Annotated in this window: 19 protein-coding genes; 9 read left to right on the top strand and 10 right to left on the bottom strand. The window is 39.2% G+C overall.

Going from position 1 to position 20,328, the window contains the following annotated elements:
* Positions 1–86 precede the first annotated feature (86 nt).
* Positions 87–1,739 carry an ABC transporter substrate-binding protein gene (locus ACQFX9_RS02195; RefSeq protein ID WP_427160508.1) on the bottom strand — a complete coding sequence of 551 codons (1,653 nt, stop codon included), beginning with the start codon at positions 1,737–1,739 and terminating at the stop codon, positions 87–89.
* Between the two features lie 494 nt (positions 1,740–2,233).
* Between ACQFX9_RS02195 and ACQFX9_RS02190 the strand changes: the two genes are divergently transcribed.
* From ACQFX9_RS02190 to ACQFX9_RS02155, 8 genes are all read left to right on the top strand, one after another.
* Positions 2,234–2,557, top strand: a complete 324-nt coding sequence (locus ACQFX9_RS02190; RefSeq protein ID WP_427160507.1) for a hypothetical protein — start codon at positions 2,234–2,236, stop codon at positions 2,555–2,557.
* A 483-nt stretch (positions 2,558–3,040) separates the two neighbouring features.
* Positions 3,041–4,570 carry a photosystem II chlorophyll-binding protein CP47 gene (gene psbB / locus ACQFX9_RS02185; protein ID WP_236143782.1) on the top strand — a complete coding sequence of 510 codons (1,530 nt, stop codon included), beginning with the start codon at positions 3,041–3,043 and terminating at the stop codon, positions 4,568–4,570.
* Between the two features lie 123 nt (positions 4,571–4,693).
* Positions 4,694–4,792: a photosystem II reaction center protein T gene (locus ACQFX9_RS02180; protein WP_427160506.1), complete on the top strand. Its 99-nt coding sequence runs from the start codon at positions 4,694–4,696 to the stop codon at positions 4,790–4,792.
* A gap of 418 nt (positions 4,793–5,210) precedes the next feature.
* Positions 5,211–5,369: a hypothetical protein gene (locus ACQFX9_RS02175; RefSeq protein ID WP_427160505.1), complete on the top strand. Its 159-nt coding sequence runs from the start codon at positions 5,211–5,213 to the stop codon at positions 5,367–5,369.
* 135 nt (positions 5,370–5,504) lie between these two features.
* Positions 5,505–5,663, top strand: coding sequence for a hypothetical protein (locus tag ACQFX9_RS02170; RefSeq protein ID WP_427160504.1), 159 nt, complete (start codon positions 5,505–5,507; stop codon positions 5,661–5,663).
* A gap of 135 nt (positions 5,664–5,798) precedes the next feature.
* On the top strand, positions 5,799–5,957 hold the full coding sequence (locus ACQFX9_RS02165) for a hypothetical protein (protein WP_427160503.1): 159 nt from the start codon (positions 5,799–5,801) through the stop codon (positions 5,955–5,957).
* Positions 5,958–6,091: 134 nt separating this feature from the next.
* Entirely contained in the window at positions 6,092–6,250 is a 159-nt protein-coding gene (locus ACQFX9_RS02160) for a hypothetical protein (RefSeq protein ID WP_427160502.1), read from the top strand.
* A 135-nt stretch (positions 6,251–6,385) separates the two neighbouring features.
* Entirely contained in the window at positions 6,386–6,544 is a 159-nt protein-coding gene (locus ACQFX9_RS02155; protein ID WP_427160501.1) for a hypothetical protein, read from the top strand.
* Between the two features lie 608 nt (positions 6,545–7,152).
* On the opposite strand, the gene ACQFX9_RS02150 is transcribed toward ACQFX9_RS02155, so the two are convergent.
* The 6 genes from ACQFX9_RS02150 to ACQFX9_RS02125 all read right to left on the bottom strand — a co-directional run bounded on the left by ACQFX9_RS02150 (position 7,153) and on the right by ACQFX9_RS02125 (position 16,925).
* Positions 7,153–7,887 carry a peptidylprolyl isomerase gene (locus tag ACQFX9_RS02150; RefSeq protein ID WP_427160500.1) on the bottom strand — a complete coding sequence of 245 codons (735 nt, stop codon included), beginning with the start codon at positions 7,885–7,887 and terminating at the stop codon, positions 7,153–7,155.
* 92 nt (positions 7,888–7,979) lie between these two features.
* A complete protein-coding gene (locus ACQFX9_RS02145) occupies positions 7,980–9,509 on the bottom strand; it encodes an HlyD family efflux transporter periplasmic adaptor subunit (protein ID WP_427160499.1) in 1,530 nt (509 codons plus the stop codon).
* Positions 9,510–9,591: 82 nt separating this feature from the next.
* The gene (locus tag ACQFX9_RS02140; protein ID WP_427160498.1) at positions 9,592–12,333 is read right to left on the bottom strand and encodes a peptidase domain-containing ABC transporter; all 2,742 of its coding nucleotides are present in this window, start codon (positions 12,331–12,333) and stop codon (positions 9,592–9,594) included.
* A 7-nt stretch (positions 12,334–12,340) separates the two neighbouring features.
* A complete protein-coding gene (locus ACQFX9_RS02135; RefSeq protein ID WP_427160497.1) occupies positions 12,341–12,922 on the bottom strand; it encodes a helix-turn-helix domain-containing protein in 582 nt (193 codons plus the stop codon).
* A gap of 653 nt (positions 12,923–13,575) precedes the next feature.
* Positions 13,576–14,904: a serpin family protein gene (locus ACQFX9_RS02130; protein WP_427160496.1), complete on the bottom strand. Its 1,329-nt coding sequence runs from the start codon at positions 14,902–14,904 to the stop codon at positions 13,576–13,578.
* Positions 14,905–15,332: 428 nt separating this feature from the next.
* A complete protein-coding gene (locus ACQFX9_RS02125) occupies positions 15,333–16,925 on the bottom strand; it encodes a S8 family serine peptidase (protein ID WP_427160495.1) in 1,593 nt (530 codons plus the stop codon).
* Between the two features lie 193 nt (positions 16,926–17,118).
* On the opposite strand from ACQFX9_RS02125, the gene rpe reads away from it, so the two are divergent.
* Positions 17,119–17,826 (top strand): ribulose-phosphate 3-epimerase, encoded by a 708-nt coding sequence (gene rpe, locus ACQFX9_RS02120; RefSeq protein ID WP_103140099.1) that lies wholly within the window; start codon positions 17,119–17,121, stop codon positions 17,824–17,826.
* Positions 17,827–17,989: 163 nt separating this feature from the next.
* On the opposite strand, the gene ACQFX9_RS02115 is transcribed toward rpe, so the two are convergent.
* The 3 genes from ACQFX9_RS02115 to ACQFX9_RS02105 form a co-directional block, all read right to left on the bottom strand.
* A complete protein-coding gene (locus tag ACQFX9_RS02115) occupies positions 17,990–18,676 on the bottom strand; it encodes a PEP-CTERM sorting domain-containing protein (protein ID WP_427160494.1) in 687 nt (228 codons plus the stop codon).
* A gap of 570 nt (positions 18,677–19,246) precedes the next feature.
* Entirely contained in the window at positions 19,247–19,756 is a 510-nt protein-coding gene (locus ACQFX9_RS02110) for a hypothetical protein (RefSeq protein WP_427160493.1), read from the bottom strand.
* A 65-nt stretch (positions 19,757–19,821) separates the two neighbouring features.
* Entirely contained in the window at positions 19,822–20,262 is a 441-nt protein-coding gene (locus ACQFX9_RS02105; protein ID WP_427160492.1) for a hypothetical protein, read from the bottom strand.
* Positions 20,263–20,328: the final 66 nt, after the last annotated feature.

Raw genomic sequence — 20,328 nt, 5'->3', positions numbered from 1 at the left:
ATGATTTTCCTGTAGCATTAGTCAGTCTTTGCGAAAGAATTCATCCTAATACTAATGACTAATAACCAATGACTAATGACTAATAACTATTTCTTGATAGTTTTGTAAATCAAGTTCTGGGTGGGGTCAAGTTGTACGTTACTTACACCTTTTTGGGCAAATACATAGTCTTTACTTTGCCATAAAGGAATGTAAGGTACATCACTAGCTACTTGGGTTTGGATTTGTGCAAAAATTTTCCGCCGTGCTTCAGGATTTTGTTCTTTACGTTGTTGGTCAATTAATTTATTCATGGTTTCGCTATAGTAAAACGAACCCTGAGTTTGGCTACCACCGTCTTGACAGCCTTTAGCATCTGAACCTTTTTGACAAGCTAAAAACGGTTGTACGTAGTTATCGGGATCTAAGAAATCTGGATACCAATCTAGTAAAGCAGCAGGATATAAACCTTTGGAAATGTCTTTAAAGAAAGTTGCCCCTTCTACGGTGTTAACTTCCAACTGTACTATGTTGTCCATTTTGGTATCGACTAAAGATTTTAGTGTTTGTGCAGCTAAAGAGCGAGTGGGTGAACTCGAAGGATACCAAACTGGAATTTTGACCGGATTATCTTTGGAATAACCAGCATCTGTTAATAATTGTCTGGCTTTCTCAAAATTACCATCACTGTATTTATCTTTAAATAATGGTTGAGAAACATTGAAGGTGGTAGGAATCATGCTGTAAAGCGGATCGGCTTGACCATATAAAACTCGTTCCATTAAGAGTGGACGGTCAATTATAGCAGCGATCGCCTGTCTGACTTCTGGTTTATCTAAGGGTTTTTGATTGCGATTTAAGACTAAATAACTAACTACACTACCCTGAGATGTAATTGCTTGCCAATCTCCTTTTTTACCGCCTTCTTCTAAGCTACGAATTTGATCTGGCTGTAATGACAAGTAAGCTACATCAACTGCGCCTGTACGGAAAGCGTTAAACAAATTCACAGGACTGGTCTGAATTTGCACGTTAACGCCTTGGTTAGCCGGTTTTTCTCCCCAATATTTATCAAAGATATCTAAACGGAGTGAATCTGTACCATACTGTGCCAATTTATAAGGGCCAGTTCCCACAAAAGTGTCTGGTTTAAATTTCCCTGCACCAATTTCATAAGCACCAGGTGAAACAGCACACACCCCAGAAAAGGCTAACAAAGCAGGAAAAGCTGCAAAAGGTTTTTTGAGTTTGATGGTTAACTCATAATCTCCTGTAGCGGTCACAGAACTGACTGTATCTGCTAACAAGAAAGATGGTTTACCCTTATTTTCAATAAACCGCTTGATACTAAACTCCATCGCCTTAGCATTAAAGGGCGTACCGTCGTGAAAGACAACGCCTTGACGGATAGGGATAGTGTAGGTAAGACCATCTGCACTCGCTTTAGGTAAAGCTGTCGCCAATTGTGGCTTGATTTCCGTGCTTCCTGGTTCGTAAGTGTAGAGGCGATCGCTCATATTAAATACTAAACCCAAGGATGCCAACTCATAGGCATCCGCCGGATCTAAAGTTCTGGGCTTGGCTGTCGTTCCCACAGTGATCCGACCATCCCCAGCCGTTGTAGTTCCTGGACTACTAGGTGTAGTATTTGTCTGTTCTCTTGGTGTACAAGCGATCGCAAACAATAAGCATAAACAAAACAACGATAGAAACCTTGTCACTCGACCCCATCGTCGCCCTAATATGGTAAACCCTGTCATGGCACTTAGATTTGTAAAATTAGCCAGTAATCATACTATATGTGTGGCAGTGTTGGGGATTGGGGACTGGGGATTGGGGACTGGGCATTGGGCATTGGGGCTAGGAATAGTTTTTTTCTATTCCCTATTTCCTATTCGTCATTTTGTATTAAATATTTCATCAAGATAAAGTAATTCATATTGATTACAACGAATATCTTCATTAGGCTGTTGTAGTAACAGTAATAGTTAATATTTGGTGTTAACTTGTTGTTACATTTATCCAGCCATCATTGCATCTTGTTAACCAAATCTACCCGAAGAATAAATTTGTACAGTGAATCAAGTTTTTCTTGTGTAATCATTTCTCTTCAGGGATTAATCCTCAATTAAACTTCTCGTAAAATTCCGATGATGGCTTGATAAGTAAATGTCGTCTTTATACATCATCAACTAAGATGATGTCCCGATTGTAGACAACAAAATTATCAAGTTGAAAAAGTGAGAGTAAAACTGTGAAGTATTTTTTTCTGGCTGAGGGATGGACTGTTGGCAGAGTTTGGGCTTCGGATGGACTCTGGCAAATTACTGCATGGCGACGACCACCAGATATTCAACGTCTGAATATCTGTTTAGTGGAGAGTGATGAATTGATGTGGCTGTATCGCATTGAAGAAGCAGTCTTGACTGTAGAAGTTAAACCCACAGCACCAGGACTTGTCAGTCAAACCATTGGTCAAGTCGTACTCAAACGACTAATGACGGCGGAACAAGTAATTGAACGTCTAGGAACGGCTGAGGCTAAGTGTCAATTGCAAAACATTCAGCCAGTGGTTTAGATAGGGGTATAGGGGTGTAAGGGTGTAGGGGTGTAAGGGTAAGAAGTAAGCAAGGTAATTATTATTCGATGCCCAATGCCCCATTCCCAATGCCCAATCCCCTATTCTCCATACCCAATTAATAATTTATGTAAATTTTTATAAACATAATCCAAATATATTTTGAGGGCGATTCATGGCAAGATAAATCTTGCAGAGTATACGATCGCATCTATTGACAGGCTTGCAAACAGTTCCATCAATAGTTACACTTTTTAAAACATTCTCATTTTTACTTAGCGATCGCTACCCTCTGGGATAAATTCTCCGAAGTGTGTCAGCATTGCTAAAGGAGTCACATCTAGCTGAAAAGCTTCGCTGTGGCAAAGCCCAGGCTCTGGCAATAAAAAAACTCAGAGAAGTCCGAGGTTAGGCTTCCAACCTTGGAACCTTAAGTAAGAAAATTGTTTTGTAAACATAACTCATCGAGGAGGAGCGTAGTCGATGGGACTACCCTGGTACCGAGTACACACAGTCGTTCTGAATGATCCAGGGCGGCTGATTTCTGTACACTTGATGCACACAGCCCTGGTGGCAGGCTGGGCTGGTTCGATGGCACTATACGAACTAGCTATTTATGACCCCAGTGATCCTGTTCTCAACCCCATGTGGCGGCAAGGGATGTTCGTGCTACCTTTCATGGCGCGGTTAGGTGTAACCGATTCTTGGGGCGGTTGGAGTGTTACTGGTGCTTCATCTGTTGACCCTGGTTTCTGGTCATTTGAAGGTGTAGCTGCGGCTCATATAGTCCTTTCTGGTCTATTGTTCCTAGCTGCCGTTTGGCACTGGGTTTTCTGGGATTTGGAACTCTTTAGAGACCCCCGCACTGGTGAACCCGCCCTTGACTTGCCAAAAATGTTTGGCATTCACCTGTTCTTATCTGGTTTACTCTGTTTCGGTTTTGGTGCTTTCCACTTAACAGGTCTGTTTGGCCCTGGAATGTGGATTTCCGATCCCTTTGGGGTCACTGGTAGCGTCCAGCCAGTAGCACCAGAATGGGGGCCAGCCGGGTTTAACCCCTTTAACCCTGGTGGTGTAGTGGCTCACCACATTGCTGCCGGTGTAGTTGGTATCATTGCTGGTTTATTCCACCTCACTGTTAGACCCCCCGAAAGGCTTTACAAAGCTCTGCGGATGGGTAACATTGAAACCGTATTGTCTAGCAGTATTGCGGCAGTATTCTTTGCGGCTTTCGTCGTTGCAGGCACAATGTGGTACGGTAACGCTACCACCCCCATTGAGTTGTTTGGCCCTACCCGTTATCAATGGGATCAAGGCTACTTCCGCCAAGAAATTGAGCGTCGCGTACAAACTAGCTTGGCTGATGGCGCAAGCCTTTCTGAAGCTTGGTCACAAATTCCTGAGAAATTGGCTTTCTACGATTACGTCGGTAATAGCCCCGCTAAAGGTGGTTTATTCCGTACCGGGCCAATGGTGAAAGGTGATGGTATTGCCCAATCTTGGCAAGGTCACGCTGTATTCACAGACTCTGAAGGTAGAGAACTAACTGTACGTCGTCTACCAAACTTCTTTGAAACCTTCCCCGTAATTCTGACTGATGCTGACGGCGTTGTCCGTGCGGACATCCCCTTCCGTCGGGCAGAATCCAAGTATAGCTTCGAGCAAACTGGTGTAACTGTTAGCTTCTACGGTGGCGATTTGAATGGTAAGACCTTTACAGATCCCGTCGATGTGAAGAAGTATGCCCGTAAAGCTCAAGGCGGCGAAATCTTTGAATTTGACCGCGAAACTTTGAACTCTGACGGTGTATTCCGTACATCTCCCAGAGGTTGGTTTACCTTTGGACACGCTGTATTTGCCCTGTTGTTCTTCTTCGGTCACATCTGGCACGGCGCACGGACAATCTACCGTGACGTATTTGCAGGTGTAGAAGCGGATCTAGAAGAGCAAGTCGAATGGGGTCTATTCCAGAAAGTGGGTGACAAGACAACCCGCCGGAAGGAAGCCCTCTAATTTTAGTGCTGAGTAATGAGTAATGAGTGCTGAGTGAATTCTGTAACTCAGCACTCAGCACTCAGCACCGGCTAAACGCCGCGCTTCCGCTAACAGCACTCATAACTTTAAGGAGCTTTTGACATGGAAAGCGTTGCATACATTTTAATTTTGACCCTAGCACTTGGTGTTCTCTTCTTTGCGATCGCATTCCGCGAACCCCCCCGCATCGAGAAGAAATAGAAGTCAAAAGGTATCTCATACCAAACTTCCAAAATCAAATAAACGTCTGATCCGTTGTTACTCATCGTAGAAACAACGGATATTTTTTTGCTAAGAGGTAAACACAGTTAACAGAAAGAGACAAAAAGATTTTATTTTGGGAAAGAAAATCAGGCGATCGCTTCTGTGTGTACCTGACTCGGTAGCTAACTTGAATTTCTGTATCCCGCCAAAACCATTGTTATTCCGGCATTCCTTAGACTCTATTTACTACCTAAAGTCATCAAAAAAATATTGTAAAGTGTATTTCTTTTGTCCATTTCATTGGAAGCAAAATACATAATTGCTAGTCGCGATACAGATTATATAAATGTGGGACAAACGAAACTAAACACCAAAATCAAATTTCCCACTAATTTACTCAGGAGAACAATCAATCATGACTAACGTAAAAATTTCTAACTTAACCCCTGCTGGTAGCGAACTTTTCCAAGGTGAAGATAGCTTCATTCACGAACTCAGCGAACAAGAAATCAATGATGTTTTAGGTGGTTTGAGAGTTACTATCTGTTGGACTTTGATTTGCGTTGAGTCCTAATGACAATGCCCATCTCTACTGTCATAGAGATGAGCATCACGAACCAAATTGCATTTTTTCTATCTGTCTAGAATATCAGATAGCTCATAATCTAAATCCACATTAGCACTAATTTACTCAGGAGAACAATCAATCATGGCTAACGTAACAATTTCTAACTTAACCCCTGCTGGTAGCGAACTTTTCCAAGGTGAAGATAGCTTCATTCATGAACTCAGCGAACAAGAAATCAATGATGTTTTAGGTGGTTTGAGAGTTACTATCTGTTGGACTTTGATTTGTATTGAGTCCTAATGACAATGCCCATCTCTACTGTCATAGAGATGAGCATCACGAACCAAATTGCATTTTTTCTATCTGTCTAGAATATCAGATAGCTCATAATCTAAATCCACATTAGCACTAATTTACTCAGGAGAACAATCAATCATGGCTAACGTAACAATTTCTAACTTAACCCCTGCTGGTAGCGAACTTTTCCAAGGTGAAGATAGCTTCATTCACGAACTCAGCGAACAAGAAATCAATGATGTTTTGGGTGGTTTGAGAGTTACTATCGGTTGGACTTTGATTTGTATTGAGTCCTAATGACAATGCCCATCTCTACTGTCATAGAGATGAGCATCACGAACCAAATTGCATTTTTTCTATCTGTCTAGAATATCAGATAGCTCATAATCTAAATCCACATTAGCACTAATTTACTCAGGAGAACAACAATCATGGCTAACGTAACAATTTCTAACTTAACCCCTGCTGGTAGCGAACTTTTCCAAGGTGAAGATAGCTTCATTCATGAACTCAGCGAACAAGAAATCAATGATGTTTTAGGTGGTTTGAGAGTTACTATCGGTTGGACTTTAATTTGCGTTGAGTCCTAATGACAATGCCCATCTCTACTGTCATAGAGATGAGCATCACGAACCAAATTGCATTTTTTCTATCTGTCTAGAATATCAGATAGCTCATAATCTAAATCCACATTAGCACTAATTTACTCAGGAGAACAATCAATCATGGCTAACGTAACAATTTCTAACTTAACCCCTGCTGGTAGCGAACTTTTCCAAGGTGAAGATAGCTTCATTCATGAACTCAGCGAACAAGAAATCAATGATGTTTTAGGTGGTTTGAGAGTTACTATCGGTTGGACTTTGATTTGCGTTGAACCCTAATCATAAATACTCATCTCTACTTTCATAGGAATGAGCTTGATTAGCTAAATAAAATTCAGACTTTGAACCCTAAGCTAACTAATCAGCTTAGGGTTCAATATTTTGTGGTTAGTACATCAATACAGTTAAAAGAAAGATATTTTATAAACTAATAATCTCTTTAGCAAGTTTGGCGTATCAAATTTATATATAAAAATCAGAATTAATAATTTATACCTGAAGAATATTGATTTATAAAGACTCGATACTTGATTTTTGAACAGATACGTTAGTGAGTTAATCGTGTGGGCGGGTTTTCTGACTTGTAGCTTGCTTACGGACTGGCAGTGGGTTAGCAGCAAGTTTCCTCCCTATTTCGCTTGCGCTGTGCTTCTCTGCGAGACGCTTTGCAAACACGCACCACGCAAACAATTTCACCGAATCAAAGCGGATTCCTATAGGAGACTTGACTACAAACTTCTTCTTCCGTCACAAACCAGAAATTCTAGCCTTATATAGAACCACAAAAAAGCAAACTGTACTGAATATAAAAGCAGTTTAAAGGCAAAAATCCCAGCTTCCTGAAGAAACCGGGATGATCAATTGATGCTAACTGGAAACTGATTGATTTATAGGGCTGTAGTAAAATCTAATTGTTCAATTTGTTGCTTCACCCAGTCGTTAAATAACTCTGTAGCTATTTTATGACGTAATAAATTATTTAGCTCCGGCTGGATAACCTCTTCTACTAAAATGAGATGCGCCCCTTTAGATGTCAAAATTGGCTTAAGTAACTGTGGTGGTTTGGCTGCAAACACAGCCGCAGAAATTTCTGGTTTTAAATCTTTGCGATATAGTTTACCTTTATAACCTAACTTTCTCCGAACATCTTTATTTTCAATATATTTATGAGCCACTTCAAAGAAACTCATTTCACCTTCTTGAATAGCATAAAAAAGTTCCATTGCTAAATCTTCATCTTCTAATAGAACTTCATAGCAGACTACACTGACATAATCTAGCTGATGTTCATAAAAGTAAGGTTCAATTTTATCGGCGAATAAATGGACAGCTAATTTACCAGATAGAGTATTTTTATAAACTAATTTTTCAAAATCTTCTAAAGAAAGGTAATTTTTATTTAACCATTCCCAAGTATCATCAGCATTCTTAAGATTTTGGCTCAATCTCAATTGGTCTGCTGCTTGCTGTAATTCTTGATCACTAACTGTAATACCTGCTTGTTCTGCGGCATTTTGGATGATTTTAAAGCTCAGAATATCTTCGATAACTTCAGAAGTTTTAAAAGATATTTTGATTTGAGAGATAATATCTTCACTGGTAATAGTAATTGCTGGTGACATAATCAAGTTCCTAAAATGAGATCATCAGTTAAAACTTCACGTTCAAATGTTGCTTTTCCTAAGTTATGCAGACAATATTAAATAATCTAAATTTAAAGCTTGACTCCTCCCTGCTGTAATTTCTTAAACGGATCAAGTAGGAAATCAATAATACGACGTTGACGAATAATTACTTCAGCCGTTGCAGTATCACCAGGACGTAAGGGAATACATTTATTAGCGGAAGGAATGCAATCTTTTTGTAAGGCGATTTCTAAGTTGTATGCGGATACTTTGCCATTGGGAGTATCTATTTCTGATGTAGTAGGTGAAATTTCTACTAATTCTCCTTCAACGATTCCATAATCTTGGAAAGGATAGGCATCAAATTTTACCTTAACTGGTAATCCCGTCCGCAAAAATCCACTTTCATTAGTCGCCATTTGCGCTCTAATAATTAAAGGTGAACCTTGGGGAGAAATTTCTGCTACCATCGCACCTGGTTGTACAACAGAACCTGCTTTTTGAATTGGTAATTGGAAGAGAATACCGTCTACAGGTGCTTTAAGATTACGTTGTTCTAATTGGATTTGTAAAGATTCAATTTGTCGTTTTGTCTGGGATATTTCTGATTGGAGAGCAGTAATATCTGTATCTAAAGCCTTTTGTTGTTCTTCAATTTTCAGCACAGCTAACTTACTAGAGCGAGTTAAAGTTTGATAGCTGTTTTCTTGTTCCGTTAAACGCAGACGAGCTTGTTCAATCTCTGCTTTGGCTTGGCGAATACTGCGTTCATAACTACTTTGTTGTTCTGATAGACGTAACTTAGCCTGTGCTACATCAGACTTGCTTTGTTCATATAACTTTTGTTTTTCTTTGGCAATATCTTGCTTTTCTACAAGATTAATTTCGGGAACAATTCCTTCTTTGTAAAGATTATTATAACGTTGTACTTCTCTTTCTGTACTGGCTAAACTACCAGCAACTAAAAGACTAGCCGTTTGACTATGACCAATTGCTTGTTTAGCTTGGTTAACTTGTGCTAATTTTTCATCTTTCTGGAAATTATAAGCATTAACCAAAGCATCAAGATTTCTGCGCGCTTGGTCAATTTGAGTCTGCTTTTCTAATTCTTGAGATTGATTTTGCTGTTGTTGAGTAGCTAACGCGACAACTAATTGATTTTTAGAGGAATTTAACTGTGAGAGACGATTTAATTGTCCTTCTAATTTTTCTTGAATTTCTCTAAGTTCAGCCTTAGTTAATTCAGAGTCTAATGTTAATAATGTTTGACCTGCTTTAACTGCTTCACCTTCTTTGACGCGAATTTCTGCAACAGTTCCTACAACAGATGTATCGAGTCTAACTGTCTTACCTTTAGGTTCTAACCTGCCTCTACCAGTACCAGTTTCATCAACTTTGGATAACATCGACCAAGGTATAATGATAGATACAAAGATAACTAGAAAATATAGTAATCCTCTTGTCCAAACTTGTGGTAGGCTATCAAGTAATTCCTTGGTAGCATTAGACCAGTCATCAGTGTTACTTTCTACAGTTTGTGTAGATAAATTTTCCGGCTCAATTTGATTTTCTGTTGGTGGATTATTTACCTGTTCATCTAATAGGGTGGTGTTAGGCATCTTAGTTGCTAAATACTGATAATGTTGAAGTGAAGGTTATCCCTGGATTAATTACAGTTAGTTGAGAGTAAATTCCTGATTTTTACTCTATTCCTTGCATTTGTTGCTGATTGAGATAGAAATAATGACCTCGTTTTGCCATTAATTCTTCATGATTACCACTCTCGATTAACACACCTCTATCAAGCACTAAAATTAAATCTGCTTGACGAATTGTAGATAAACGGTGTGCAATAACTAATGTGGTTCTTCCTCGGAGAATAGTATTTAAGTTTCTTTGAATAATTCTTTCTGATTCTGTATCGAGGTGAGAGGTTGCTTCATCTAGAACTAATAGCTGGGGATTACCTAATAAGGCTCTAGCAATGGCGATGCGCTGTCTTTGTCCACCAGATAATAATCCGCCACCTTCACCAATTTGAGTTTCATAACCCATTGGGAGTTTTTTAATAAATTCATCAGCACCAGCTAATTTAGCTGCTTCAATGATGTCGTTTAAAGTTGCACTAGGTTGTCCTAAACTAATATTTTCTCGGATTGAGCCGCCAAATAAAAATGTGTCTTGATCAACTACGCCTACTTGTTGACGTAAGGAAGTTAACGACAAACTAGTAATATCTTGACCATCAATTAAAACTTTGCCGTCTGTAGGAGGATATAAGCCTAAAACTAATTTAGAAATGGTAGTTTTACCGGAACCACTACGCCCTACTAGCGCAACCATTTGACCAGGTTTGATGGTAAAACTGAGATTTTCTAAGATATTATTGTCGCTTTCTGGGTGATAACGGAATGTCACGTTATCAAATTTAATATGACCTTTTAGTTGGGGTAAACTTTGGCGTGATTGGTAAATTAAATTCTCTTCTGGTTCTGTATCTAAAACATCATTAATTCGCTCTACAGCAATGATGACTTCTTGTAATTGATTCCACAGTACAGTTAAGCGTTGAAAGGGAGTGATGATATTAGACATGAGCATATTAAATGCTACTAATTGTCCAATGGTTAATTGATCATGAATGACTAAGTAAGCACCAAACCAGAGTAATGCAGTAGTCATTACACCTTGGATAAGGTTACTGAAGATTTGCAGACGATTATTAATAACTTGACCAGAAAAAGTAGTTTTGACTTCTTTATTTAATAAGTCTTCCCAATGCCAACGTACTGTCTGTTCAACTGCTGTAGCTTTGACAGTTCTGATACCAGTTAACGCTTCAATGAGATAACTACTTTCTTGCGCGATCGCATTAAATATTTCTCTGGAAGTTCTTTGTAAAAACGGTGTAGCAATTAAAGCTAAAGCTGCAAAAGGCGGCACAATTACTAGTGCTAACAATGCCATTTTCCAACTGTACCACCACATCAAGCCTACATAGATAAAGACAGTGAGTAAATCTAAGAGAATTGATAAGGCTTCCCCAGATAAAAAGCGTTGAATTTTGCGATTTTCTTGGACGCGAGAGAGAATATCACCTACATAACGCGACTCAAAGAAATTTAAGGGAAGTTTTAATGTGTGGCGAATAAATGCCACGATTAATGCTAAATCTATCTTATTAGCTGTGTGATCAAGAAGATATTGCCTCAACCCCATCATTGCGACTCGGAATAGACTAAAAATTAGTAATCCTACCCCGACGGCGGTGAGAGTTAATTCTGAACGTTGTACAACTACTCTGTCTAATATTAGTTGGGTAAATAAAGGTGTAATTAACCCAAATATTTGAATAAATATAGAAGCTATAAGCACCTCAAACATTACTAAAGAGTATGGTTTGAGTAACTCAAAGAATTGCCAAAAAGGTGTAGAACTTTCTTTAGCATCTTTGAGCATTGCTGTTGGTTGCAAAAGCAGTGCATAGCCTGTCCAATTAGCTTTAAATTCTCGATGACTTAAACTGATTTGTCCAATTGCAGGGTCAGCGACAATAACGTGCTTAGAAGTAATTTCGTAAACAACTATGTAATGTTTGCCTTCCCAGTGCGCGATCGCAGGTAAATTTTGTTTAGCTAATTGATCTAAACTGGCTTTCACTGGTCGAGTAGAAAAGCCGATGCTTTCAGCCGCTACCGATAAACCCCGTAAGGATGCGCCATTGCGGTCTACATTAGCGATATCCCGCATCCGGTTAACACTAAATCTTTTCCCCCAGTAACGAGAAATCATCACTAAACAAGCTGCACCACAGTCTGAACCGCTTTGTTGAGCATAGAATGGGTAACGACGCAGGGTTTTTTGCCATAAATGCCCGATTTTTTGGGTAGGGGTGGGAAAATAGGCTTTGCTAATCTTGGCTTGTGCTTTCGGTTCTACGATTGGTGTAGCAAATGATGCTGCTTCTTCTTCATCATTTGTAGATGTCACTGTCTCCGTTGCTGGGGTATCCTCGCAGTTTCCCATCAAGGAATGACGAATTTGTGCCAGACTACGCAGATGTTCGCGAATTTGGGGATACTTCACCATCAATGGTGATAGCATCTCACCAGGAATAAAACATAGTTGTAAATTCACACTGGCTCTAGCAGCGTAAGGTTGAAATCGCACTTCTGGAAATAGTGTGAATTCTCCAAATGATGCGCCAGCTTCTAAAGAAGTTACTAATTCACCAGCATCATTTAATAAACGGACTTTACCACTGATGACTATATAAATACCTGGTTCTACATCAGTTCCTTGCCAAAATTTCCCCACTTTGGGATTAATGAATTTCACTTGTTGCAGACATTGGTTAAATTCAGTTTCGGAGAGAGAATAACCAAGAGTCTGATTAAATTGTGCTAAAGAAATAACTGAAGTAGACAAATTATGCGTCGTCATATCTAACTCAAGCTTGCTCTAATTGTGTGAAGAGAAAATTAGTGTTTTCAGCAGTGGTTTTACTTTCTAAATTACCAATTAAAATTTTTGAACCACCACTTGGCTGACTTGGTTGATCTTGTGGTTGATTCTTTCTGGGAATAGTTGATAAACCCATCTGTTTGAGCAAGCGTTTGATGTGGCGATCGCTGATTTCTATACCGAATTCTTTGGCTAAATGTTTCTCTAAAAAATTAGCTGTCCAACGTCGGAAAGGATAGCCATAATCACGGGGATTACTGTTAACTAATTCTCTTAATCTTTCAATATATTGATCATTAACTGTTTTAGGACGACCAATAGGACAATCTTGCCATTGATGAGCCATACCCGCGCGCGCTATGTGCATCCAATGTCTCACAGTTGCAGGAGAACAACCCAATCTCCGACAAATTACAGTTTGTGATTTACCATCATCTGCCAATAACATAATTTCAATGCGCTGGCGGTAAGATGTCGCAAGATTTTCTTGCAAACTCTTTTCTAATAATTTGCGTTGAAATGGTGTTAAATACTTGCCCTGAATATTTTGTGATCGATGTTCAGACATAATAGTTTGGTACAACATCAGATTGTGCAAGTTATTTTTGTCACTCCGTAAACTAACTTCTCAACTCAGTAAATGTAAAAAATACAGAAGTATAGGTACGAGTTTTGTGCCAAAAATAAAACTCTTTATATTTATTCAGTGCAATATGTAAGTTTTATGCAAAAGGATTGGTTACGCGTCACATTATGTAACACTTAGCCGACAGTCACAATTTTGAGGATCAGCACTAGATTTCTCAGTTATTACGTAGCAAATCCTGAGAAAATGTGTACTAGCGTCCTAACGCTGCGCTTAATTATCAATGGTTACGAAACAGGTATAATAACAGAAAACATAATTGAGATAAAAATAGCAAAATACTGTAATTAATTATTTGTGTTAATCACTAAGAATAACTTCATCTAAGCATTCATGAGGATGGCGATCGCTATGACTGCAACCACTAAAAAACTAGGCATTCTGAATATGCTGTTCTGGAAATTCCTGAATACGGGATTGTTGACCCAATTCCAGAGATTGTAACAGTATGCACCCTAGCCGTAGGTTTCTATAATGCGGTGGTATTTCAAGAACAAGAACGGATCATTTCTGCAACTTTTTGGCAGTTGGATTTGAATGCTGAACAAATCCTAGCGGGACGACGGTAAACTAGATTAAGTTGGGTCAGCGATCGCACCCATAAATAAGATACTACCTGTTTGATTGTCGCGAATGGCAGTAAAGAAGGGACGGTCAACAACCATATTAAATGGTGTTTCTGGCTGTCTGATAGATGTAGCCACTATCCCCACAGAAGTAGCCGCACTAGCTTCTGTACCTTCTTCATTGACTTCTACAAAAGTTTTATGTCTCACCTGACTGATAGCCAGATTTTGACCCATACCGGAAAAGTTAGCTTTTTCAGTAAAAGCCTCACCCATACCCAAAGCCTTTAATGCGTCATTGAGGGTGATATCGTAGTCTGTTTGAAACTTGGGTAATTTAATTGAGCCTTCACGCTGTCTAAATTGAGACATCCATTTGTCCCAATTTTCAGCATTTAAGTTTTGAGAAAAGGCTTTGAGGTTAGAGTTTGACTTGGGTAGAAAAACGTACAGACTCACTTTACCATCTTGACCATAAGGCAAACTCACAGCCTGAAATTGTTCATTCTCGTAGTATTTATATTCACCCTTTTGTGACATCATTGGGTGTTGTTTTTGCTGAGTTGAGGAGATGTAAAAAGGCTGGGATTTAGTTTGACTGACATCAAATTTTTCACTCCATTGACCTTTGAAATATATGGCATTCACTAAGAATAGAACTTGATTCGGTTCTATTTTGTCAACAATGCTGTCAATTTTACCCTTGGTATTATCTTTCACCCATTTGTTAATCGTCTTCGGGGTAGCAGCATCCTGAAAATTTAAACTTGTGACTTGAGCTTGATAGAAATCTTTGGCCTTTTGAATAAACTCTGGACGCAGACTAGCGTTTTGATTTGCCCATAATGAGTTAGCAATCTGCAATTGGACATTTTGATCAGGATTTTTGAGCAGCTGATGGAGTGAAGCATAAGCAGAGTTAAGTTCTGGCAGATTGATACCCTGTAACTCCAGAGTCTTAGCCATTGCTTGCTGAGTCGAGCCGCTAGCACCATTGTAAGTCATGGACAAAGCGATCGCGATACTAGTCGGCGACACAAAGATATTCTTAGTGTTATCCTCTTGTTTCGAGATTTCCTGAAATAGCTTGAAGCCAAACTTATTATTAGCAGAGATAACTTTTGTATCGGGAATTACTGTTTTTTTTTGCACTGATGAAGCTGTGGGTGATAGTTCAGATTGTGCTAGCGCACTGGTATTATCATTTACCTGGGAACAACCTAACACCCCAAACAAAACCACGCTAGCTGCTGCTAAAACATAACGTCTTCCTAAGCTAACAGCGTAACGTCTTTGCAGGAAACTTCTTTTCACACCACTGAATTTCTGCCGATTCATTGTACTACCTCGTGTGCCGAAATTTTCTATCTGTTTACCAAAAACTGACGTTAATGCTGTGTTCAATATCTAAATTCTGCACTAACAACAATTTAAATACCCTGTGGTTACAGTTTTGGTAACGGTAATTTTGCGGCAAAATTCAATGATGACAGATTGAACCGTTAGTAGATTTACTCACTAAAAGTAAATAAATTTAGAATACATTTTCTAAAAATAAACTGTATTTAGAATGACAAAAAAAGGGAACGGGGAACAGGGAACAGGGAAAGAACAAAACTCATCGGAAATTGGGCATAGGGCATAGGACTAAAATCTCCCTTGTCGTCCTTGTCTCCCCAGTCCCCAATCCCCAGTCCCCAGTCCCCAATCCTTCTTTAATTTTGAATTTTGAATTTTGAATTTTGAATTGATAAGTCCCCAGTCCCCTAATTCCCAACCGTCCACCAAGCTAAAGCATAAGCTTGAGTTGGTTCATTGGCTTGTTTTTGGAACTGTACACGAATTTTGTAGTTACCGTTAGCAGGTACAGGGCAAAAAATATGTTCTACGCTATCAATCTCACTAATTGAAGAACAAATTGCGCCTGTATCGGTAGTTTGGGCATCGGCTTTGACTAGATAAAGGTCTAAATTATTTAAACCGCGATCGCTAAATTTTTCTCCCACATCATACATTTGATTATTGTTAGCATCCTTGAGTTCGACTAAACGATCCCACGCCAAAGTGATAGAAACATAACTTCCCTGCTTTAACGGTTTTGCTAACGTATAATCAACAGCATTATTAACATCTACCTGTCGATAATCCCAACCAAGAGAGGGTATAGCGGCTGTCGGTTGCCATTGACCTGCACTAAATTGTTGATAGGCACGAGAAACATTTAAATGACCCGTTCCCATTTGAGCATCTAAAGGCACTTTGGGGTTTTGGTAAGCATCAGAAGCTAACCAATCTTGATTTTGTTTATCAATCAAAGTCCGCGTCATCCCCAAAAGTAAACCGTTACCTTTATCTTGGATTTTGTCTGCGGAATTCATCAACACAGCTTTCATCACTTGATGACGACGACTGTCAACACTCCAATTGGGTTGTTTTTTGCGTAATTGTCTGTCGCCAAATTCTTGGAGTAAAGCCACAGTAGCCGTAATATGAGGCGCAGCAAAGCTTGTACCTGTGACTTTATTTAATTTGCCATCAGGATTCAACACCGGAATATTACTCCCAGGTGCAACTATACCTATAGCACGCCGTCCATCCAAATTAAATTCCCTACCCGCTAGTCGTCCACTCACCCCTTGATTTAAACCAGCCAGATTAGAAACATCGACTTTATTAAAAATCCCTCCCCGACGGGATGAAAAAGCCACGTTGATTCCGTTAAAATTATCTGTAGGAATAGGAATACCACCTTTACCCTGATTGCCTGCGATCGCATATAAAACATCATGCACACGACTAGACCAATCAACACATAGCGTCAATAAAGCATTGCCGTCTAAAGTAGCATCAGGCCGGGGGTCGCGGTTCAAAGGTTCGCCAAAACTAAAGTTAATAGCACGAACATCACCGCCATTTTGCAAAGCAATGTGTTGAGCTGATAGACACTCTTCTGGTTGACCCGTATTTTTTGTAGAACCTACAGCAGTAGAATAGAGTCTCGCCTGTGGAGCGACTCCAGGCAAAGCCTTATCCCTACTGACCATAACGCCAGCCACATTGTAAGCGTGGGGGTCAACACCATTATTAGATTTAGCTGGAGCATTGCGTGAAAAAACCGCCGCCAACGAAACAGCGCGATTTTTAGACACCGCCTTATCCCAACCAAACATCCCCGGACGACCAATTTCCACCTGACCTATCGCAATTTTCCGTCCCGATAAATTATAAGGAGCCTGATGTAACTTCAAAGCATCAACACCATTAGTTCCTAAAGAACTTTGTACAGCCACAGCCAACACCGGCAAACTCAAAACCGAAGCACCGAATCCCCAGAATATCCAAGTTAGTTTTTTAGTCATAGTCAATAGTCAATAGTCAATAGTCAATAGTCAATAGTCAATAGTCAATAGTCAGCACTCAGCACTCATTCGTCTACTCAGTCACCGGTCAACAATCAATAATTATCAATGATCATTTTCAGAGTTCTCAATATTTTGTTACAGTATTTTGTTACAATGCCTACAGACGAGGACGCTTAAAAACCCACTAGCCATGACCCAAAACCGATCTGAAAAACCCATTGTTATTTCTCCATCTATCCTATCAGCCGACTTTAGTCGTTTAGGTGATGAAATTCGGGCTGTAGATGCAGCTGGAGCTGATTGGATTCACGTTGATGTAATGGACGGTCGTTTCGTACCTAATATTACAATAGGCCCTCTGGTAGTGGAGGCGATTCGTCCAGTGACCAAAAAACCTCTCGATGTTCACTTGATGATTGTTGAACCTGAGAAGTATGTAGAAGGTTTCGCTAAAGCAGGTGCAGATATTATTTCTGTACATTGTGAACATAACGCTTCTCCACACTTGCACCGCACTCTGGGACAAATCAAAGAACTCGGTAAGCAGGCTGGGGTTGTACTTAACCCTGGTACTCCTCTAGAACTAATTGAATATGTTCTAGAACTGTGCGACCTAGTATTAATTATGAGCGTTAACCCTGGTTTCGGTGGTCAAAGCTTTATTCCCGAAGTTGTACCCAAAATCCGCAAACTGCGTCAAATGTGTGATGAACGTGGTTTAGATCCTTGGATTGAAGTTGATGGCGGATTGAAAGCAAATAATACTTGGCAAGTTTTAGAAGCCGGCGCAAATGCAATTGTGGCTGGTTCTGCTGTATTCAACGCTAAAGATTACGCGGAAGCAATTACCAACATTCGTAACAGCAAACGCCCCACACCAGAATTAGCGAAGGTTTAAATCTGTTAATAGTGTTGTATTAATTGAAAGACCATAAATAGAGTTAGAGTAGGAGAATTCCTACTCTAACTTTTTGTTATCTATTCATTATCTATTTGTGGGATCACCAATAGTTTTAGCTATTAAGCTTATGAAGAGACGCTCGCTCAGGAAAATGTTTCAACTAAATAGCTTTTTCGATTTTCCGCTTCCTAGAATAGTTTTTTTTCAAAACTGTACCAAAGCCTAAAGCAATGCCTATCCCAAGCATATTATTGGGTTCTGGGACTGGTATAATATCTATATCAGGCGGTAACTCATCGTTGCCACATAATTGGATTTCATCTTCTCCGGCAGGTATACAAGTTACAAAGGTAGAAGCATTCACCCCCTCATCTACATCTCCCAATAATTGCGTCAATTTTCCTGTTCCATGAGGAACTGTTACAAAATCATAAGTGAGTGGGGATATAATTTCAAAAGCAAAGTAATTAAAGTGTTCGCTTGCTGGCTTAAACCCATTACTTCCCCAAGAAAAGTCAACCTGAAAAACACCTTTTTCAAAATTATCAACAACTTCAGCTTTTTGCAGATTTTGGTTGGGTGATTGAAAAACTACATCATTATAATCAAAATCCTGATTAACTGGTGGTGCTGGTATTGTAGGATCAGCACCAAATTCACCCAACCATCCGAAGCTCCCTATTTCTAAATATGATGGATTATACTTAAAAGTCACACGGCCATCAAAAATGGTCGCACTTTCTGGGTCGATCACAACAAGTCCAGCTCTACAAAGAAATCCTCTCCAACGGGATAGTTTCTTGCAAGACTTGTCTAACTGCTTCGCTGTTTTAACACTTTGAGCCATGTATTGACCTCTGGACACAAGAGTTACGGCAACAGCATCGGATCTAGATATAAGAGTTGTGATTGCTAAACAGTTTGTTAATAGAAAAATACCAACTTTCAAAAAGTAAGACATCTTCATAAAATATTAAAAGCTACTAGGTGATTAATGGGTATTAATGCGCGAAGATATGAGTTGAGCATCTCAAAAATGCACAGAGTATAAAACTTTAAATTAGGAAATATTTAATGTGTATACTCATATTCATAAATCTTCTGATGATTTTTAATATACAGTGACTAGTAAAATTTTTGATAATTAACTATATATAACTAGCAATTTTTACCTAAAGTTAAATTATTTTTTGAGATAAAAAAAACTGCATAAAATTGTTTTTTTTATAAATTTTTTTGGTCAAGATTTAATTTAATTAATATTAAGTTAAATATACTTTTACTAATACAGGATATCTGCTTTGAAATGTGAAAGAATATTTATTGTGTAAGCTTATACAAATATTTTTACTAGTGAAAAAAAGTAATACTAAAAAAGGTGGGTATTACCCCACCATGCTATTACTGAACTCTAAACTTATTTACGACTACCCAACCACTTAGCGGCTGCAATACCAATAATTCCTGCAACTACGGGATTGCTCAGGAATTTAATAATCCCTGGTTGTTCTGCTAAAACTTCCCGGAAAATGTCGGGGTGGTTGTGGTAGGCGAAAGATGCAAGCCTGCTGACATCATCAGCATTCATGCGGCTAGCGTGGTGTGTCGAAAGTCCTAATTGCTGTTCTAGGTGGCGTTCGTCTAAACCCCTTTGTTTCAAATGTTTGAAAAAGGCGCGTGCGACATCATCGCGTTCGTTGGGTTTGATTTGTGCGATCGCTTTTTGTAAATCCGGCTCTAATTGACTGGGAGGAATCCGTTCTGGCTGTAAGGAACGACTGAACAAATTACGTCGTTGATCTGGTGTTGTTCGTTGAGCAAAATCATCAAAAGTTTCGTACTCAGCACCAGTATCATCTAAAGAGTCAACATCACCTTCAGCCAAATCTCTCATGATTTGCTGTCTATATTCTTCGCTGCTAGTCACTTTCTTCATCTCCTTCTAGTCTTAAAAGTTTGTATTCAGGACTTGATTCCTGGCTACGAACTCTGTTAGGTATACTGAATTTGATTGGTTTGAGTATCGTATTTGGCCGTCAAAATCAACTTTCTATCGGGGCCGTAAACTAAAACTGTTAAATCTTGGTTAGGGAAATTTTTCCGAAAACCTTGTGCTAAAGATTTAGCTAAAGGTTTCACTTCGTTAGGACGCACTTGAGGAGAAATGACAACACCTAGTTTATTGTTGTCGCGTACATAAGCATCTTGAACTAATCCTTTAGATGTTTGTACAACCCAATTACCAAAAGTTTGTCCTGTTGGGGTGTTACCTCTTTCTAATTCTGAGTAGGTGACACTTCTGCCAATTGCCGGTGGTGTTGTAGTGCGATCGCTTTGTGTTATTGTTCCACCAGCACAAGCTGTAGTTATCATCAACACTGCAATTAAAACAAAAGTCGTTAAAATTTTGCGACTCTGTTTTATTAAGTTCATATTTTTACTCCTCTTATCGCTTCAGCTATATATCTTTGAATTTAGAATCACAATTTATCGTGTTTC

The sequence above is a fragment of the Aliinostoc sp. HNIBRCY26 genome (assembly GCF_050235535.1).
In the GTDB taxonomy this organism is placed as follows: domain Bacteria; phylum Cyanobacteriota; class Cyanobacteriia; order Cyanobacteriales; family Nostocaceae; genus Trichormus.
The sequence above is the reverse complement of the archived record's forward strand: the minus strand, read 5'-3'. Positions and strand labels throughout refer to the sequence as shown.

Excerpts from the sequence above, each read along its gene's own strand:
- rpe (WP_103140099.1), top strand. The coding sequence starts at position 17,119 with ATGACCCAAAACCGATCTGAAAAACCCATTGTTATTTCTCCATCTATC.
- ACQFX9_RS02150 (WP_427160500.1), bottom strand. The coding sequence starts at position 7,887 with ATGTCACCAGCAATTACTATTACCAGTGAAGATATTATCTCTCAAATC.
- ACQFX9_RS02175 (WP_427160505.1), top strand. The coding sequence starts at position 5,211 with ATGACTAACGTAAAAATTTCTAACTTAACCCCTGCTGGTAGCGAACTT.
- ACQFX9_RS02105 (WP_427160492.1), bottom strand. The coding sequence starts at position 20,262 with ATGAACTTAATAAAACAGAGTCGCAAAATTTTAACGACTTTTGTTTTA.
- ACQFX9_RS02160 (WP_427160502.1), top strand. The coding sequence starts at position 6,092 with ATGGCTAACGTAACAATTTCTAACTTAACCCCTGCTGGTAGCGAACTT.
- ACQFX9_RS02195 (WP_427160508.1), bottom strand. The coding sequence starts at position 1,739 with ATGACAGGGTTTACCATATTAGGGCGACGATGGGGTCGAGTGACAAGG.
- ACQFX9_RS02125 (WP_427160495.1), bottom strand. The coding sequence starts at position 16,925 with ATGACTAAAAAACTAACTTGGATATTCTGGGGATTCGGTGCTTCGGTT.
- ACQFX9_RS02180 (WP_427160506.1), top strand. The coding sequence starts at position 4,694 with ATGGAAAGCGTTGCATACATTTTAATTTTGACCCTAGCACTTGGTGTT.
- ACQFX9_RS02145 (WP_427160499.1), bottom strand. The coding sequence starts at position 9,509 with ATGCCTAACACCACCCTATTAGATGAACAGGTAAATAATCCACCAACA.
- ACQFX9_RS02115 (WP_427160494.1), bottom strand. The coding sequence starts at position 18,676 with ATGGCTCAAAGTGTTAAAACAGCGAAGCAGTTAGACAAGTCTTGCAAG.
- ACQFX9_RS02130 (WP_427160496.1), bottom strand. The coding sequence starts at position 14,904 with ATGAATCGGCAGAAATTCAGTGGTGTGAAAAGAAGTTTCCTGCAAAGA.
- ACQFX9_RS02170 (WP_427160504.1), top strand. The coding sequence starts at position 5,505 with ATGGCTAACGTAACAATTTCTAACTTAACCCCTGCTGGTAGCGAACTT.
- ACQFX9_RS02155 (WP_427160501.1), top strand. The coding sequence starts at position 6,386 with ATGGCTAACGTAACAATTTCTAACTTAACCCCTGCTGGTAGCGAACTT.
- ACQFX9_RS02165 (WP_427160503.1), top strand. The coding sequence starts at position 5,799 with ATGGCTAACGTAACAATTTCTAACTTAACCCCTGCTGGTAGCGAACTT.
- psbB (WP_236143782.1), top strand. The coding sequence starts at position 3,041 with ATGGGACTACCCTGGTACCGAGTACACACAGTCGTTCTGAATGATCCA.
- ACQFX9_RS02135 (WP_427160497.1), bottom strand. The coding sequence starts at position 12,922 with ATGTCTGAACATCGATCACAAAATATTCAGGGCAAGTATTTAACACCA.
- ACQFX9_RS02140 (WP_427160498.1), bottom strand. The coding sequence starts at position 12,333 with ATGACGACGCATAATTTGTCTACTTCAGTTATTTCTTTAGCACAATTT.